Source organism: Paraburkholderia sp. 31.1, assembly GCF_014397645.1.
Lineage (GTDB): Bacteria > Pseudomonadota > Gammaproteobacteria > Burkholderiales > Burkholderiaceae > Paraburkholderia > Paraburkholderia tuberum.
Genome location: NZ_VZQN01000018.1, coordinates 121,187 through 137,221 on the forward strand (window position 1 = coordinate 121,187; position 16,035 = coordinate 137,221).

Here is a 16,035-nt window from a genome sequence, read left to right on the forward strand (position 1 = left end):
TGTCCCAAACGTTCAGCAAATATTTCGAGATATTGCCTCGTAAGCCTGTTCGTGCCCAATGACGCTGCGATAAAATTGCGACGCACACTGCCGCGCGCGACGGAGCTTGCAACGTCACGGAAACGCGCCAACGTGCAGCGAAAAACAGAACATAGCGGCCAGGCGCCAGCGGCGCCGAGCGGGGGACTGGAATGACCACCATCGCAATCGAGACTCTGAGCCACAGCGGCACGACCGACGACGCGTCGCTCATCGCCAGCTACGCAAGGCAGCCCATTCTGAATCGGGACGGCATGCTGTGCGGCTATGAGATCAAGGTGCGTGCGCCCGAGCTGCCGCTCGCCGACGCGGACCGCATCGCCCCGCAAGCCAATACCGATCTCCCTCCCGAAACCGACTCCTTGCCGGGCCGCGCGTCCACGCCGGTGCAACGCGTCGCGCGCGCGATCGTGCGCGGGCTCGTGCAGGGCGACGTGCGCGGCGCGCTGACCGGCCATCCGGCCTACGTCGACGTGAGCCGCGAGCTGCTGCTCGACGACGCGATCCTGAGACTGCCCGCCGAGCGCTTCATGCTCGAGCTGCCTTCATCGCTCGAAGTCGACGACGCGTTGATCGCGCGTATCGTGTATCTGCATGGCCGCCGCTACCGCTTCGCGCTCGACGACGTCACGCAGCCCAACGAGACTTTCGCGAAGCTGCTGCCGTACGCCGAAGTCGTCAAGATCGACGTCACGCGCACACCGCGCGCGCTGCTGCCGAAGCTCGCGAGCGTGCTTAAGTCGGCTGGCAAGCTGCTGCTCGCATCAGGTGTCGATGCGCAGGCCGACTTCGAAACGTTGCACGAGCTCGGCTTCGACCGCTTCCAGGGTTATTACTTCGCGCGCGCGCAAAGCTCGGCGACGCGCCGAGTCAGCGCGCCGCGCCACGCGCTGCTCAATCTGCTGCAACTGCTCGCGGGCGACCCGACGGTCGCGCAGCTCGAAGCCGAGCTGAAGCTGAACCCGGTGCTCGTCATGCATCTGATGAAGCTCGCGAATTCGAGCGGCCTCGCGGTCGGTCACAAGGTGACGACGCTGCGCGACGCGATCAACGCGACCGGCACCGACCGCATCGCGCGCTGGACGCAGCTGCTGCTCTACGCAGACGGCCGCAAGGTCGCGCTGGAGGACGATCCGCTGCTGCAACTCGCGGCCACGCGCGCGCGCTTCATGGAACTCGCGATCGAGCGCATGCCCGAGGCGGGCCGCGACGAAGCCGATGCGGCCTTCCTGACCGGTGTGTTTTCGTTTGTCGATGCGGTGTTCGGCGGCTCGCTCGAAAATACGCTGAACATCCTTACGCTATCGCGACCGATCCAGGCCGCGATCCTGCATCGCGAGGGCAGGCTGGGTCTGCTGTTGAGCGCGGTCGAAGCGCTCGAAGGCGGCGCATGGGAGCGCGTCGCCACGCTATGCGAGCGTCTTGCTCCGTTGACCGTGGAAGAGGTCGCGCAGATGGGTCTCGCGGCCGGCGCATGGGCCGGCGTCGCGGATCGCAGCGCGGAAGGGCTCGAGCGGATCGAGGATTGAGTGGGGTAAAAGCCCCGCACGGTGCCCGGATAAAATCGTTTGCGGGCAAACACGGAAAGGATCGAAGTGAAGCGGCGTGATCAACGATCACGCCAGGTCTTCACATCGTCTCCATTTCCCGCATCTGCCCCTGGCCGAAAAAACGTCCTAACTCCCGTGCCAGTTCGTTGAGCACGCTCATCTCCTTCTGCGAGATGCGGCGCGCCTCCTGCGTATGCGACCAGTCGCCGTAGAGCAGCGCGACCGTCTGATCGGTTTCGTCGACGATCGGCAGCAGCACGAACGCGCGCGCGTCGTCGAACGAGCGCCGGAACCACTCGGGCAGCCGCGCGACCATCTTCGGATCGCGCGCATTCTCGATGAAGATGCCCACCGAGTTCGCGATCGCGAGATGAAATACGTCGGGTTCGAACGCGGTGCTGAACGAGAGCCGCGGCAGCGCCGCGTCGATCTTCGGCCCGAAGCCGAGACGCGCCTTGAACGTGCCGCTGCTGTGCTTGACGTAGACCACGGTGCGCGAGAAGCCGAGCGCCGCGAGCACGGTCTCGGCGGCCATCGCGAGCGTCGGTGCGAGCGGGCTGCCCTCGGGCAGGCCGCGCAGATCCTTCACCCCGATCTCGATGCGCGCCTCGGGTGTAAGCGCCTCGCGCGCGATCGCATCGGCATTCGCGCGTAACTCGACGATCTCGCGCATCACGCTGTCGCCGCCATCCTCACGCGATAGCGCGACGCTCATCTGCAGCAGCACCTCGGGGTCGGTGTTCAGCGCGCTGCTGTACTCGTGCGCAAGTTCGCCGATGCGTGCCTCGCGCTCCCCCTCGGGCATGTTCTGCTGGGTGAGCACGTCGGCGACCGCGGTCGAGTAATTGGTGATCGCGCGCAGCCACTGCACCTGGCGCGGTTGCGTCACATCCTCCGGATCGAACTCACCCATGCCCGAGCGGATCGTGTCAGGCAGGCGCCAGCGCACCGCGGCTTCGGCGCCGATTTCATCGAAGGTCACGCCGAGCACGAGCACGCACGCATCGGTTTCGAGTGCGCCGCCGTCGATATGGCGGCGAATCTGGTCCCATTCGGCGTCGAGATAGAACACGACCAGCAACTTGCCGATCTGCCGCATCAGCGTGCAGACCACCGCTTCCTCACCGGCGCGCAGGTCGCCGCGCTCGGTCAGCTTGCGCGCGACGCAGCCCGACAGCAGCGTGCGGTTCAGTTCGAGTTTCGCGTCGATGCGGCGCGGCGCGCTTTGATGAAAGTGATCGACGATCTTCAGACCGACGACCAGATGGCCGACCGCATCCATGCCGAGCACCATCAGCGCGCGCGACACGGTCGTGATGTTGCCGCCGAACGCGATGTACATCGCCGAGTTCGCGAGGCGCAGCACCTTCTGGGTGAGCGCGAAGTCCGACAGCACCACTTGCACGAGGCCGGTGAAGTCGAGGTCGTCGTTGGTCACTGCCGCCATGGTGGTGCGCAGCGATTGCGACAGCATAGGGAAATCGCCGCGCTCGCTCATTCGCGTCCAGAGCCGGTCGAGCACTGCCGCCTTTACCATGTGAGTCCCGCAAAAGCCATACGTGTTCCAGTGAATGCCATGCCGGTCGTGAGCCGGCTTGTTGCGCTGCCTGGGCGTCGTGTCTGCATCGCCCGTTACGCGCCGTGCAACTGAAGCTCGCGCGATTCGAAGCGCTGCGCGAGTTCCTCGGACGGCAGCGCCTTGCAAACGAGCCAGCCCTGAATGTGATCGCAGCCCATCTCGGTGAGCAACGCGCGTTGCGCTTCCGTTTCGACGCCCTCGGCTACCAGTTCGAGGTCGAGCGTCTGCGCAAGGCCGACGACAGCGCTAACGATTGCCTGATCGTTTCGCGAGGTTAGCAGATTCTCCACGAAACTCCGGTCGATCTTCAGCTTCGCGAGCGGAAAACGCTGCAGGTACGCGAGGCTCGAATAGCCGGTGCCGAAGTCGTCGACGGCGAAGCGGATGCCCATCGCGGTCAGCTCTTCGAGCAAGCCTTTCGCGTGCGCCGGATCGTGCATCAGCAGACTTTCGGTGATCTCGAAGACGAGGCGGCGCGGATCGATGCCGGTCAGCTCGATCGCCTCGCGCACCGAGTCCTTGAAGCGCGGATCGCGAAACTGCTGCGGCGACACGTTGACGGCCACGTACTGCAGCGAGATGCCCTTCGCGTCCCACTGGATCAGTTGCATGCACGCGACCTTCAGCACCCAGTTGCCGAGAAAGTTGATGAGCCCGATCGACTCCGCGAGCGGAATGAACATCGACGGCGGCACGAGGCCATGCACCGGATGCGTCCAGCGAATCAACGCCTCCACACCGACCACGCCCCGCGTGCGGCTGCTCGTGATCGGCTGGAAGTGTAGCGAAAACTCGCCGTTGCGTACGCCGTCGTAGAGGTCGGCCTCGAGCTTGAGGCGCTCGGCGTCGGCCGGGTTGTCGTCGGGTACGTAGAACGCCAGCGTGTTGCCGCCCGCGGCCTTCGCCTGCAACAGCGCGTGGTCGGCCCAGCGCAGCAGGTGCGTGTCGTGGCCGCCGGTGTCGTTGGCGTGGCGCACGTCCGGGTACAGCGCGATGCCGATGCTGGCCGACAGGTGCACCTGCTGACCCTTGAACACGTACGGCTGCTGGATCGCGGTCAACAGACGCCGCGCCAGCGCTTCGGCGGCCGCCGCCGCGTCGGTGCGGCTCGCGGCAGGCTTCACGAGGATCGCGAACTCGTCGCTGGCGACGCGCGCGATCGTTTCGTTCGGGCTCGTCATGTTCAACAGGCGCCGCGACGTGTCGCGCAGCATCTCGTCGCCGGCGTCGTAGCCGAGTGCGCGATTCACGCGCTGATAGTCGTCGAGATCGAGCAGCAAGAGCGCGACCGGCGTGCCGTGCGCGTCGGCCCTCTGTTGCGCGTCGAGCAACGCGTGCAGCAAGCCCGACTGGTTCGGCAGGCTGGTCAGCCGGTCCAGATGCAGCGCCTGGGTCAGGCGCTCTTCGGTGGCGCGCCACGACGACACGTCGAAGCCGGCGATCGCGTAGCCGTCGACGCCGTCGTGGCTGCTGCGCACGACCCGCAGCTCGACCGTGATCGGATAGGTCAGCGACTTGACGAGCCCGAGCGTCGCTTTCTCGACGTTGCCCGAGGCCGCCGCGAGCTTGAGCAGCGCGTCGAGGCGCGGCACGTCGGCGGGCGCGACCAGATCGTGCAGCGTCGCGGTTTTCAGGTATTCGCGGTGATAGCCGATGAAGCGCAGGCTCGCGTCGGACACGTAGATGAAGCGCAGCGCATCGTCGACGTGCGCGAGCAGATCTACCGCGCCGACCACCTGTTCCAGTGGGGGCGGGCGGTTCGCGCTGCTCGGCTGGTCGTCGTCCTCGCGCCGGCCGAACGCCCACAGCCGGTCGATGACCGTGCGCAAGGAGCCCCGGCGGGGCGCGGTGATCGTGTTCGCTTCCATGTTTGTCGCTGGCAACCTGGGTTCGTCCGCAGGCGGGGCTGCTTGTCCGCCGCTCCGGGCGGCCAGGAGATAGCAGGCCGCCCCATCAGAACGAGATAACGACGCATGCGGGGAAATCTTTAGCGGCCCGTGGAGAAAAACATCTGGTAAGGAGAAGCCCGGCGCCGTCGCCGGGACGATTCGGTTAAAGTGACGTCGCCTCGCGGCCGTTAATACGGCGAATCCCCTTTATTTGGCGACGCTGATGACGTCGCGCTGCATAGACTTTCCGAACCTTGCACTGATGATCCATGTCCGAACGCCCCGTCGTCAGGTCCGCCAGAGCCCCACGGCCCGTCCCGCGGGACGTCGAGGTGCGTGATGTCCTCGCCGGCGCGTCGGCCGGCTATCGTGAGCACGGGGGGCTGGACGCTGCCCCGCAGTATGTCTATGTCGGCCGCCAGCCGATTCTCGATCGCGATGGCGCGCTTCACGCCTACGAGCTGCTGTTCCGTGCCGGAACGTACAACTACGCCGAAATCAGCGACGACACGCAGGCCACCGCGCAGGTGGTCGCGCGCACGATCGGCGGAATCGGCGTACCCGCCGTGCTCGGCCAGCATCGCGGCTTCGTCAATATCGATCGCGCGCTGCTCTTTAGCGACATCGTCCATCTGATGCCGCCCGAGCGCTTCGTGCTCGAAATCCTCGAAACCGTGCGCTACGACGCCTCGCTCGCGCGTCGTCTCGGCGAGTTGCGCGGCGCCGGCTTCCAGGTCGCGCTCGACGACGTGCACGATCTGTCCGACGAGCTGAGCGCGATGCTGCCGTACGCCGACATCGTCAAGATCGATTTCCTGCAGACGCCGCGCCGCACGGTCGCGCAGCTCGCGTCGACGCTGCGCGGCCACGGCAAGACGCTGCTCGCCGAGAAGGTCGAGACGCGCGAGGACTTCGCGCTCGCCCACGAGCTCGGTTTCGATCTGTTCCAGGGCTACTTCTTCGCGCGGCCGCAGGTGCTGGCCGCGCCGCGCAACCGCTCGCTGCGTCCGGGCCTGCTGCGGCTGCTCGCGCTGCTGTCGCGCGACGCCGGCATCGTCGAGCTCGAGGCGGAGCTGAAGGTCAACCCGGGCGTGGTCGTGCAACTGCTGCGGCTCGTCAATTCGAGTGCATTCGGCCTCGGGCGCAACATCGCGTCGCTGCGCGAGGCGATCATCGCGACCGGCACGCGGCAGATCGCGCGCTGGGCACAACTGCTGCTGTACTCGGACACCGGCGAGTTGCCGTGGCGCGCCGATCCGCTCGTGCAACTGGCGGCGACGCGCTCGCGCTTCATGGAACTCGCCGCGAACTGGCTGCGTCCGGCCGACGGCGAATTCGCCGACGCCGCGTTCATGACCGGGATTTTTTCGCTCGTGCACATCGTGCTCGACAGCACGCCGGACGCGGTGCTCGAGAAACTCGGCCTCGCGCCGCAGATTCGCGACGCGATCGTCGCGCGCAAGGGCGAACTGGGCGCGCTGCTGCTGATCGCCGAGGTCGCGGGCGAGGGCGGCGACGCGGCGCCGGTCGCGACGGCGGCGGGCTTCCACGCGCTGACGCCCGACGTGCTGTCGGAGCTGAACCTGTCGGCGGCGGCGTGGTTCGGCGCGCACGTGGCCGAATTGGGCGTTTGAGGCGTCGAGCTCGCGCGCCGCACCCTTTCGATTCGCTTGTGATCCGGGCGACGACCCACGCCGCGTGCGCATCCGTGGTCCAATAGAAAGTTCAGCGACGGCCTGTGACGTCGGCCGAAGCTGTCTCCGATGGACCCGATCAATTGCGTGCGCTCACGCGTGGAGGAGCAGATGAAGACAAAACACATACCGGCGGTACTGGCCGCCGTCATGGCGTTCGGATTCGCAATGCATTCGCCGCTCGCCTCGGCAACCCTGAAGCCCGGCGATACGGCGCCGATGTTTACCGCCGAGGCCTCGCTCGGCGGCAAGACCTACACGTATTCGCTCGCCGACGAACTGAAGAAGGGCCCGGTCGTGCTGTACTTCTATCCGGCCGCGTTCACGAAGGGCTGCACGATCGAGGCGCACGATTTCGCCGATGCGGTCGACCAATACAAGAAGTACGGCGCGACGGTGATCGGCGTGTCGCACGACAACATCGATACGCTGACGAAGTTTTCGGTCAGCGAATGCCGCAGCAAATTCCCGGTCGCGGCCGACGCCGACGCGAAGGTGATCAATGCGTACGACGCGGCCATGCCGTTCAAGGCCGGCATGGCGAATCGCGTGTCGTACGTGATCTCGCCCGACGGCAAGATCATCTACGAGTACACGAGCCTGTCGCCCGACAAGCATGTCGAGAACACGCTGAACGCGCTCAAGGAGTGGTCGGCCGCGCATAAGGCGCAGTGAGGCGCAGTGAGGGGCGGTGAGGGGCCGAACGCGCCGTCGCGTTTGCCCGCGTTAGCCGACTAAAACCATTTGCCGGATGAGCTTGCGATGCCGATTGTCGTTGCGTTGATTGCGCTGATCGCGCTGGGGTACGGCGCGGTGCGTGCCTTTTATGCGCTGCAGGCCGCTTTCGGGCTGGCGGTGGCGGAGGGTGTGGCTGTGCTGGTTGCGTTGCTGATCGCCGGTGCGCTCGCGTACTGGCGGCAGCGGCGCCGCGAAGTCGCGCCGAACGTGCGCGACGGCGACTGGACGCACGAATTGAAGGGCAGTTGGGGCTCGGTGCGGCTCGCGGCGGCCAAGCGGCTCTGCGAGATTCGCGTCGGCGACCAGCAAGGCGCGTATATCTTCGCCGATCTGCTCGGCGCTGAAGCACAGGGCCGCGACGCACAGGCGCGGCTCGCGCTGAAGGTCAAGGACTCGCGGCACGGCGAGTGGCTCGTGCCGATGTCGAACGAGCGGGCGGCGCGCCGATGGCAGCGGATTTTCTCGCTGGCCATCGAGCAGAAGCTGTGAGCGCCACCTTCACTACGTCATGACGACGTCGGCGCCGCGCCACCCGCGCGGCGTGCCTTTCTCGCCTCCCAGCGCACGCGGATGCGATCCATGTACAGATAGACGACCGGCGTCGTATAGAGCGTCAGCATCTGGCTGACGATCAGCCCGCCGACGATCGAAATACCGAGCGGCGCGCGCATCTCCGCGCCTTCGCCGCTGCCGAACGCGAGCGGCAACGCGCCGAGCAGCGCGGCGAAGGTGGTCATCATGATCGGCCGGAAGCGCAGCAGACAGGCCTGGTAGATCGCATCGCGCGACGACATTCCCTTGCGCGACGCGTCGATCGCGAAGTCCACCATCATGATCGCGTTCTTCTTCACGATGCCGATCAGCAGGATCACACCGATCAGCGCGATGATGCTGAACTCGGTTTTGAACAGCAGCAGCGCGAGCAACGCGCCGACGCCCGCGGACGGCAGCGTCGACAGGATCGTCAGCGGGTGGATATAGCTTTCGTACAGGATGCCGAGCACGATGTACACCGCCGCGAGCGCGGCGAGGATCAGGATCGGCTGGTCGGACATCGACTGCTGGAACGCCTGCGCGGTGCCCTGGAAGCTGCCGTGAATCGTGGCGGGCATGCCGATCTCGGCCATCGTGTCGTAGATCGCCTGCGTGGCGGTGGACAGCGACACGCCCGGCGGCAGGTTGAACGAGATCGTCGAGGCGACGAACTGGCTCTGGTGATTGACCGACAGCGGCGTGGTGCCCGGCCCGAAGCTCGCGATCGCCGACAGCGGCACCATGGTCTCCTTCGTGGTCGACACCGCCGAGCCCGACGACGCGCTCGACTTGCCGCTCGCCGCGATGGAGTTGATGGCCTGATTGCGCGCCGAGTCGGCTGCGATGCTGGCCGCGCTCGTCGCGGTGGTGGCGGCCGTGCCGCCGGTTGCCGCGCTCGTCGTGGTCGACGTGCTGGTCGCTCTGGACGTCACGGTGCCGGCCGGCGCGTTGGTGGTCTGCGCGCCGCTCGCGCTGCCGCCCGACGTGCTGACGAAAATCTGCTTCAGCATCTCCGGGCTCTGCCAGTATTGCGGCGCGACTTCCATCACGACGTGATACTGGTTCAGCGGGTTGTAGATCGTCGACACCTGGCGCTGGCCGAACGCGTCATACAGCGTGTTGTCGATCTGCGCGGGCTTGATGCCGAGGCGCGATGCCGTGGCGCGGTCGATCGTCACCATCGCTTCGAGACCGCCTTGCTGCTGGTCGGAGTTCACGTCCGCGAGCTCCTTGCGTGCCTGAAGCGCCTCGGTGAGCTTGGGCCCCCACTTGTACAGATCGGGCGTCGAGTCGGCGAGCAGCGTGAACTGATACTGCGCGTTCGACTGCCGGCCGCCCACGCGAATGTCCTGCACCGCCTGCAGGAACGTGCGCGCGCCGGCCACGTCGCCGAGCGGCGCGCGCAGTTGCTGGATCACCTGGTCGGCGGAGAGCTTGCGCTCGCTTTTCGACTTCAGCGACACGAACATGAAGCCCGAGTTGGTCTGCCGGCCGCCGGTAAAGCCGACCACGCTGTCGACCGCGGGGTTCTTGCCGACGATCGCCATCATCTCCGAGAACTTGCCTTTCATTGCCTGGAACGACGTGCTCTGGTCGGCCTGGATGCCGCCGATCAGGCGCCCCGTGTCCTGCTGCGGGAAGAAGCCCTTTGGCACGATGATGTAGAGCGCGATGTTCAGCGCGATGGTCAGCAGCAGGACGAGGACGATCAGCAGCGGATGCCGCAGCGCCCAGCCGAGCGTACGCTCGTAGCCGCGCTGCATCGATGAGAAACCGCGTTCGAGCCAGCGGCCGAAGCGGCTTTCCTGTTCTTTCTCGTGCGGCTCGCGCAGCAGGCGCGAGCACATCATCGGCGTGAGCGTCAGCGATACGACCAGCGACACCGCGATCGCGAGCGACAGCGTCAGCGCGAACTCGCGGAACAGCCGCCCGACGATGCCGCCCATCAGCAGGATCGGCAGGAACACGGCGACGAGCGAGATGCTGATCGACATCACCGTGAAGCCGACCTCGCGCGCGCCGATGAACGCGGCCTTCATGCGCGGCACGCCGTCTTCGATGTGGCGCGAGATGTTTTCGAGCACGACGATCGCGTCGTCGACGACGAAGCCGGTCGCGATGGTCAACGCCATCAGCGACAGATTGTCGATCGAGAAGCCCATCAGGTACATCGCGCCGAACGTGCCGACGATCGAGATCGGCACGGCCACGCTCGGAATCAGCGTGGCGCGCCAGTTGCGCAGGAACAGAAACACCACCATCACGACGAGCGTGACCGCGATCACGAGCGTGCGCTCGGTGTCCCTCAACGACGCGCGGATCGTCGTCGAGCGGTCCGAGGTCGGCGCGATGTCGACGTCGGCGGGCAGCGACGCGTGCAGTTGCGGCAGCATCGCCTTCACGCGGTCGACGGTCTCGATGATATTCGCGCCCGGCTGCCGGTACAGGATCACGAGCACCGAGCGCTTGCCATTGAAGAGACCGAGGTTGCGCAGATCTTCGACCGAATCGACGACTTCGCCCATGTCGGAGAGTTTGACCGGCGCGCCGTTGCGATAGGCAATGACGAGGTCCTTGTATTGCGACGCCTTGCTCGCCTGGTCGTTGGTGTACAGCTGTACGCGGTTTTCGCCGAACTCGATCGAGCCCTTCGGGCTGTTGGCATTGGCCGCGGCGAGCGCCGCGCGCACGTCCTCGAGGCCGATGCCGTAATGGGACAGCGCGTGCGGCAGCAACTCGACGCGCACGGCCGGATTCGCCGAACCGCTGACATCCACTTCGCCAACCCCCTGCACCTGCGACAACGACTGCTGCAGCACCGTCGCGGCCGAATCGTAGAGCTGGCCCGCCGTCAGCGTGCTCGACGTCAGCGCGAGAATCAGGATCGGCGCGTCGGCCGGGTTGACCTTGTGGTAGGTCGGGTTGCTGCGCAGGCTCGCGGGCAGGTCGGCGCGCGCCGCGTTGATCGCCGCCTGCACGTCGCGCGCGGCGCCGTCGATGTTGCGGTTCAGGCCGAACTGCAGCGTGATGCGCGTCGAGCCGACCGAGCTTTGCGACGTCATCTCGGTGACGTCGGCGATCGAACCGAGATGCCGCTCGAGCGGACTCGCGACGCTTGTCGCGACGGTCTCCGGGCTCGCGCCCGGCAGCGTCGCCTGCACCGAGATGGTCGGGAAGTCGACCTGCGGCAGCGGCGCGACCGGCAGCTTCGTGAACGCGAATACCCCCGACAACGCGATGCCGATCGCCAGCAGCGTGGTGGCGACCGGACGGGAGATAAACGGACGCGACAGGTTCATCGCTCAGTTCCCCGCATCGGTGGCGGGCGGCGTGGCGCTACCGGACGAATCGCCGCGGTTAAAGCGCTCGCGCAGCCGGCGGCCGAGCGAATCGAACGCGAGGTAGATCACCGGCGTCGTGAACAGCGTCAGCAACTGGCTCACGATCAGGCCGCCGGCGATCGCGATACCGAGCGGCCGGCGCAGCTCCGAGCCCGCGCCGGTGCCGAGCATCAGCGGCAGCGCGCCGAGCAGCGCGGCGAGCGTGGTCATCAGGATCGGCCGGAAGCGCAGCAGACACGCCTGGTAGATCGCCTCGCGCGGCGGCTTGCCTTCCTCGCGCTCGGCGTAGAGCGCGAAGTCGATCATCATGATCGCGTTCTTCTTCACGATACCGATCAGCAGCACGATGCCGATGATGCCGATGATGTCGAGATCGTGGCCGGTGATCAGCAGCGCGAGCAGCGCGCCGACGCCGGCCGACGGCAGCGTCGACAGAATCGTGATCGGATGGATGAAGCTCTCATACAGCACGCCGAGCACGATGTACATCGTGACGATCGCCGCGAGGATCAGGAACAGCTCGTTGGCGAGCGACGCCTGGAACGCGAGCGCCGCGCCCTGGAAGCGCGTCTGGAACGACGCAGGCAGACCGACGTCCTTCTCGGCCTGCTGGATCGCCTTGACCGCCGCGCCGAGCGACGAACCCGGCGCGAGGTTGAACGACACCGTGGTGGCCGGGAACTGGCTCAGATGCGTGACCAGCAGCGGCGCGGGTTGCTCGATGAACTTCGCGATCGACGACAGCGGCACCTGGCCGCCCGTCGACGTGGAAGAGGGCAGGTAGATCGAGTTCAGCGACGTGGTGTAGTGCTGCATCGTCGGCTGCGCTTCGAGAATCACCCGGTACTGGTTCGACTGCGTGAAGATCGTCGAAATGATGCGCTGGCCGAACGCGTCGTACAACGCGTTGTCGATCGTGGCCGGTGTGATGCCGAAGCGCGCGGCGGTCGCGCGGTCGATCTCGATGAACACCGAGCGGCCGTTGTCCTGCAGATTGGTTGCGACGTCCGCGAGCTCGGGCGACTGCTTCAACCGGTCGACCAGCTTCGGCACCCACGTGGTGAATTCGCTGATGTTCGGATCGGTCAGCATGAACTGATACTGCGTCGGGCTGACGGTCGAGTCGATCGTCAGGTCCTGCACCGGCTGCATGTAGAGCGAGGCGCCCGGAATGTGCGCGACGTCTTTCTGCAACTGGCGGATCACCTCGCTCGCGGTATTGCTGCGGTCGTCGCGCGGCTTCAGGTTGATCAGCATGCGGCCGCTGTTCAGCGTGATGTTGCTGCCGTCCACGCCGATGAACGAGGTCAGGCTTTCGACGTCCGGGTTCTTCAGGATCTGGTCGGCGAGCGCCTGCTGACGCTCGGCCATCGACGCGAACGACACCGACTGCGGCATCTGCGTGATCGCCTGGATCACGCCGGTGTCCTGCACCGGGAAGAAGCCCTTCGGCACGTACACGTACAGCAGGCCGGTCAGCACCAGCGTGAGCACCGCGACGACCAGCGTGGAGCGCTGACGGTTCAGCACCCACGTGAGCGCGACCGCGTAGCGCGCGATCACCCAGTCGATGAAGCGGTGCGCCTTCGCCTCGAAACGGTGACTGTCGTGCGGCGGCGTGTGGCGCAACAGCTTCGCGCACATCATCGGCACGAGCGTCAGCGACACGACCGCCGAGATGACGATCGTCACCGCGAGCGTGATCGCGAATTCGTGGAACAGGCGCCCGACCACGTCGCCCATGAAGAGCAGCGGAATCAGCACCGCGATCAGCGAGACCGTCAGCGAAATGATCGTGAAGCCGATCTGCTTCGAGCCCTTCAGCGCGGCTTCGAGCGCCGTGTCGCCTTCCTCGACGTAGCGCGCGATGTTCTCGATCATCACGATCGCGTCGTCGACGACGAAGCCGGTGGCGATGGTCAGTGCCATCAGCGACAGGTTGTCGAGCGAGAAGCCGCACAGGTACATCACCGCGAGCGTGCCGATCAGCGACAGCGGCACCGACAGGCTCGGAATGATCGTCGCGTAGATGTTGGCGAGGAACAGGTACATCACCAGCACGACCAGCACGACCGACATCGCCAGTTCGAACTGCACGTCGCGCACCGACGCGCGGATCGTCGTGGTGCGGTCGGTGACGACCTCGACGTCGAGCGCGGCGGGCAGCGACTGCTGCAACTGCGGCAGCAGCGCCTTGATGCTGTCGACTACCTGGATCACGTTCGCGCCTGGCTGGCGCTGCACGTTCAGAATGATCGCGGGCGTGTTGTCGACCCACGCACCGAGCTTCGTATTCTCCGGTCCCGCCACGATGCTCGCGACGTCGGTCAGCATCACCGGACGGCCGCTCTTGTACGCGACCACGGCGCTCTTGTATTCGTCGGCGTCGGTCAACTGGTCGTTCGAGTTGATCGTGTAGTTGCGCGTCGGACCGTCGAAATTGCCCTTCGGCGTGTTGACGTTCAGGTTCGAGACGGTGGTGCGCAGGTCGTCGAGATTCAGGCCGTACGCGGCAAGCGCGCGCGGGTTCGCCTGAATGCGGATCGCCGGGCGCTGGCCGCCCGACAGGCTCACGAGACCCACCCCGGCGACCTGCGAAATCTTCTGCGCGAGACGCGTGTCGGCGAGATCCTGCACCTGCGTGAGCGGCAGTGTCTTCGACGTGATCGCGAGCGTGATGATCGGCGCGTCGGCCGGGTTGACCTTCGCGTAGATCGGCGGCGCGGGCAGGTCGGACGGCAGCAGGTTGCCCGCCGCGTTGATCGCCGCCTGGACCTCCTGCTCGGCGATGTCGAGCGGCAGGTCGAGGCTGAACTGCAGCGTGATGATCGACGAGCCGGCCGAGCTTTGCGACGACATCTGGTTCAGCGACGGCATCTGCCCGAACTGCCTCTCGAGCGGCGCCGTCACGGACGACGTCATCACGTCCGGGCTCGCGCCCGGATAGAAGGTCTGCACCTGGATCGTCGGATAGTCGACCTCGGGCAGCGCGGACAGCGGCAGAAAGCGCAGCGCGACGAGGCCGACCAGCATGATCGCCGCCATCAGCAGCGCGGTGCCGACAGGACGCAGAATAAAAGCGCGGGATGGATTCATGCGGTAAGTGCCGTGCCTTTACTTTATTGCGATGCTTGCGCCGCGTGCCGGCCGCGATGCGCGTGCGCGCCGGATGCGGCCGATGCGCCGGACGCGCCACGCGGCCGCTCGGCCGGAATCGTGATCTTCGCGCCTTCGCGCAGCCGGTCCGAACCGTCGATCACGACGCGCTCGCCGACCGCGAGGCCCGACTGGATGCTGGTGCGCTCGCCGTCGACCGGGCCGACCTTGACCTGGCGCACGGTGACCGTGTTGTCGGGCTTCACGACGTACACGAAGGTACCCATCGAGCCGTTGAGCACCGCCGAGGTCGGCACGATCACCGCGTTCCTGATCGTATCGACGAGCAGGCGAGTGTTGACGAACTGGTTCGGGAACAGGCCGTTGTCCTTGTTCTTGAAGATCGCGCGCAGTTTGATCGTGCCGGTGGTCGTGTCGATCTGATTGTCCATCGTCTTTAGCGAGCCGACTTCGAGCGGATGCGTGTTGCTGCGGTCGTACGCGGTGGCCGACAGCGACTCGCCGTTCTGCGTGTGCTGGATGATCTGCTGCAGATTGTCTTCGGAGGTCGTGAACACCACGCTGATCGGATCGAGCTGCGTGATCACGACGATGCCGTTGGTGAGGCCCGAGGTCACGTAGTTGCCCGGGTCGACCTGACGCAGACCGACGCGTCCCGACACCGGCGCGGTGATGCGCGCGTACACGAGGTCGAGCTTGAAGCTGTCGATGTTCGCCTGGTCGGACTTCACCGTGCCTTCGTATTGCCGCACCAGCGACGCCTGCGTGTCGACCTGCTGGCTCGCGATCGAGTCCTGCGCGAGCAGCGTCTGATAGCGCTTCAGATCGAGACGTGCGGTGGCGAGCAGCGCCTCGTCGCGCACCAGCGTGCCCTCGGCGTTGCGCAGCGAAATCTCATACGGGCGCGGGTCGATCTGGGCCAGTACGTCGCCCTTCTTGACCATCTGGCCTTCCTTGAAATAGACGTCCTGCAGCACGCCGCTCAGTTGCGGCAGCACGGTAACGGTGGCGAGCGGCGTGACCGTGCCGAGCGCGGTCAGCACGACCGGCATCTCGCCCTGCGTCGCGGCGGCGACGTGCACCGGCTGCGCCATGTTGGCCATCGCGTTCGGGCCGCCGCGGCCGAAGCGGCCGCTGCGCGCGCCGCTCGCCGCCCCCGACGCGCTCGCGCCGCTGCCGGGCCCGCCCCACGGATGCCAACGCCACAGCACGACGCCGAACACGACCAGCGCCGCGACGATCAGCGCGACGGTGCGGCCGCGGTGGCGTTTCACCGCGCCGGGCGCGCTCGATTGCGCGCCGTTCGCGGACGGCTGGGGAGCGGCAGGGCGTTGGGTTTCCGGGTGCTTTTGTTGTTCGTCCATCGGTTCGGTCGGGTGGCTGGCTTGATGATGTGAGCCGCCGATGCGCTCGCCGCCATTCGAAGGGCGGTGGGCCGGCACATGGGCGGCATGTAGGCGGTCGTGGCGGCGGGCGCCGCGCAATGTTCAGCGCGATGCTACCCGAGGCGCGGGACAGGGATGTTAACGCAATGCGGAATCATCACGGCTGGAC

At 66.3% G+C, this 16,035-nt stretch carries 9 protein-coding genes; 4 read left to right on the top strand and 5 right to left on the bottom strand.

Translation table 11 applies throughout. The features are described from left to right. The first annotated feature begins 191 nt into the window (after positions 1-191). A complete protein-coding gene (locus F6X37_RS16210) occupies positions 192-1,568 on the top strand; it encodes an EAL and HDOD domain-containing protein (RefSeq protein WP_187612027.1) in 1,377 nt (458 codons plus the stop codon). A 100-nt stretch (positions 1,569-1,668) separates the two neighbouring features. Here F6X37_RS16210 and F6X37_RS16215 read toward each other — a convergent pair whose 3' ends face one another. Next, a complete protein-coding gene (locus tag F6X37_RS16215; RefSeq protein ID WP_187612028.1) occupies positions 1,669-3,126 on the bottom strand; it encodes an HDOD domain-containing protein in 1,458 nt (485 codons plus the stop codon). A 95-nt stretch (positions 3,127-3,221) separates the two neighbouring features. Continuing rightward, entirely contained in the window at positions 3,222-5,036 is a 1,815-nt protein-coding gene (locus F6X37_RS16220) for a putative bifunctional diguanylate cyclase/phosphodiesterase (protein WP_187612029.1), read from the bottom strand. 353 nt (positions 5,037-5,389) lie between these two features. Here F6X37_RS16220 and F6X37_RS16225 point away from each other — a divergent pair, with 353 nt between their 5' ends. The 3 genes from F6X37_RS16225 (at position 5,390) to F6X37_RS16235 (ending at position 7,978) form a co-directional block, all read left to right on the top strand. After that, positions 5,390-6,691 (top strand): EAL and HDOD domain-containing protein, encoded by a 1,302-nt coding sequence (locus F6X37_RS16225; protein WP_187612030.1) that lies wholly within the window; start codon positions 5,390-5,392, stop codon positions 6,689-6,691. A 171-nt stretch (positions 6,692-6,862) separates the two neighbouring features. Continuing rightward, positions 6,863-7,426 (top strand): peroxiredoxin, encoded by a 564-nt coding sequence (locus F6X37_RS16230; protein ID WP_090805681.1) that lies wholly within the window; start codon positions 6,863-6,865, stop codon positions 7,424-7,426. A gap of 87 nt (positions 7,427-7,513) precedes the next feature. Next, positions 7,514-7,978: a hypothetical protein gene (locus F6X37_RS16235; protein ID WP_090804017.1), complete on the top strand. Its 465-nt coding sequence runs from the start codon at positions 7,514-7,516 to the stop codon at positions 7,976-7,978. Positions 7,979-7,995: 17 nt separating this feature from the next. Here the strand turns inward: F6X37_RS16235 and F6X37_RS16240 are convergent, their stop codons facing one another. Genes F6X37_RS16240 through F6X37_RS16250 form a run of 3 tightly spaced genes read right to left on the bottom strand, consistent with a single transcriptional unit; the run spans position 7,996 to position 15,845 of the window. Then, positions 7,996-11,322 carry an efflux RND transporter permease subunit gene (locus tag F6X37_RS16240; RefSeq protein ID WP_187612031.1) on the bottom strand — a complete coding sequence of 1,109 codons (3,327 nt, stop codon included), beginning with the start codon at positions 11,320-11,322 and terminating at the stop codon, positions 7,996-7,998. Between the two features lie 3 nt (positions 11,323-11,325). Continuing rightward, positions 11,326-14,460: an MdtB/MuxB family multidrug efflux RND transporter permease subunit gene (locus tag F6X37_RS16245; protein WP_187612032.1), complete on the bottom strand. Its 3,135-nt coding sequence runs from the start codon at positions 14,458-14,460 to the stop codon at positions 11,326-11,328. 23 nt (positions 14,461-14,483) lie between these two features. Next, a complete protein-coding gene (locus tag F6X37_RS16250) occupies positions 14,484-15,845 on the bottom strand; it encodes an MdtA/MuxA family multidrug efflux RND transporter periplasmic adaptor subunit (protein ID WP_187612033.1) in 1,362 nt (453 codons plus the stop codon). Positions 15,846-16,035 lie beyond the last annotated feature (190 nt).

Coding starts and splice junctions, on each gene's coding strand:
- F6X37_RS16210 (WP_187612027.1), top strand. CDS start 192: ATGACCACCATCGCAATCGAGACTCTGAGCCACAGCGGCACGACCGAC.
- F6X37_RS16215 (WP_187612028.1), bottom strand. CDS start 3,126: ATGGTAAAGGCGGCAGTGCTCGACCGGCTCTGGACGCGAATGAGCGAG.
- F6X37_RS16220 (WP_187612029.1), bottom strand. CDS start 5,036: ATGGAAGCGAACACGATCACCGCGCCCCGCCGGGGCTCCTTGCGCACG.
- F6X37_RS16230 (WP_090805681.1), top strand. CDS start 6,863: ATGAAGACAAAACACATACCGGCGGTACTGGCCGCCGTCATGGCGTTC.
- F6X37_RS16235 (WP_090804017.1), top strand. CDS start 7,514: ATGCCGATTGTCGTTGCGTTGATTGCGCTGATCGCGCTGGGGTACGGC.
- F6X37_RS16240 (WP_187612031.1), bottom strand. CDS start 11,322: ATGAACCTGTCGCGTCCGTTTATCTCCCGTCCGGTCGCCACCACGCTG.
- F6X37_RS16245 (WP_187612032.1), bottom strand. CDS start 14,460: ATGAATCCATCCCGCGCTTTTATTCTGCGTCCTGTCGGCACCGCGCTG.
- F6X37_RS16250 (WP_187612033.1), bottom strand. CDS start 15,845: ATGGACGAACAACAAAAGCACCCGGAAACCCAACGCCCTGCCGCTCCC.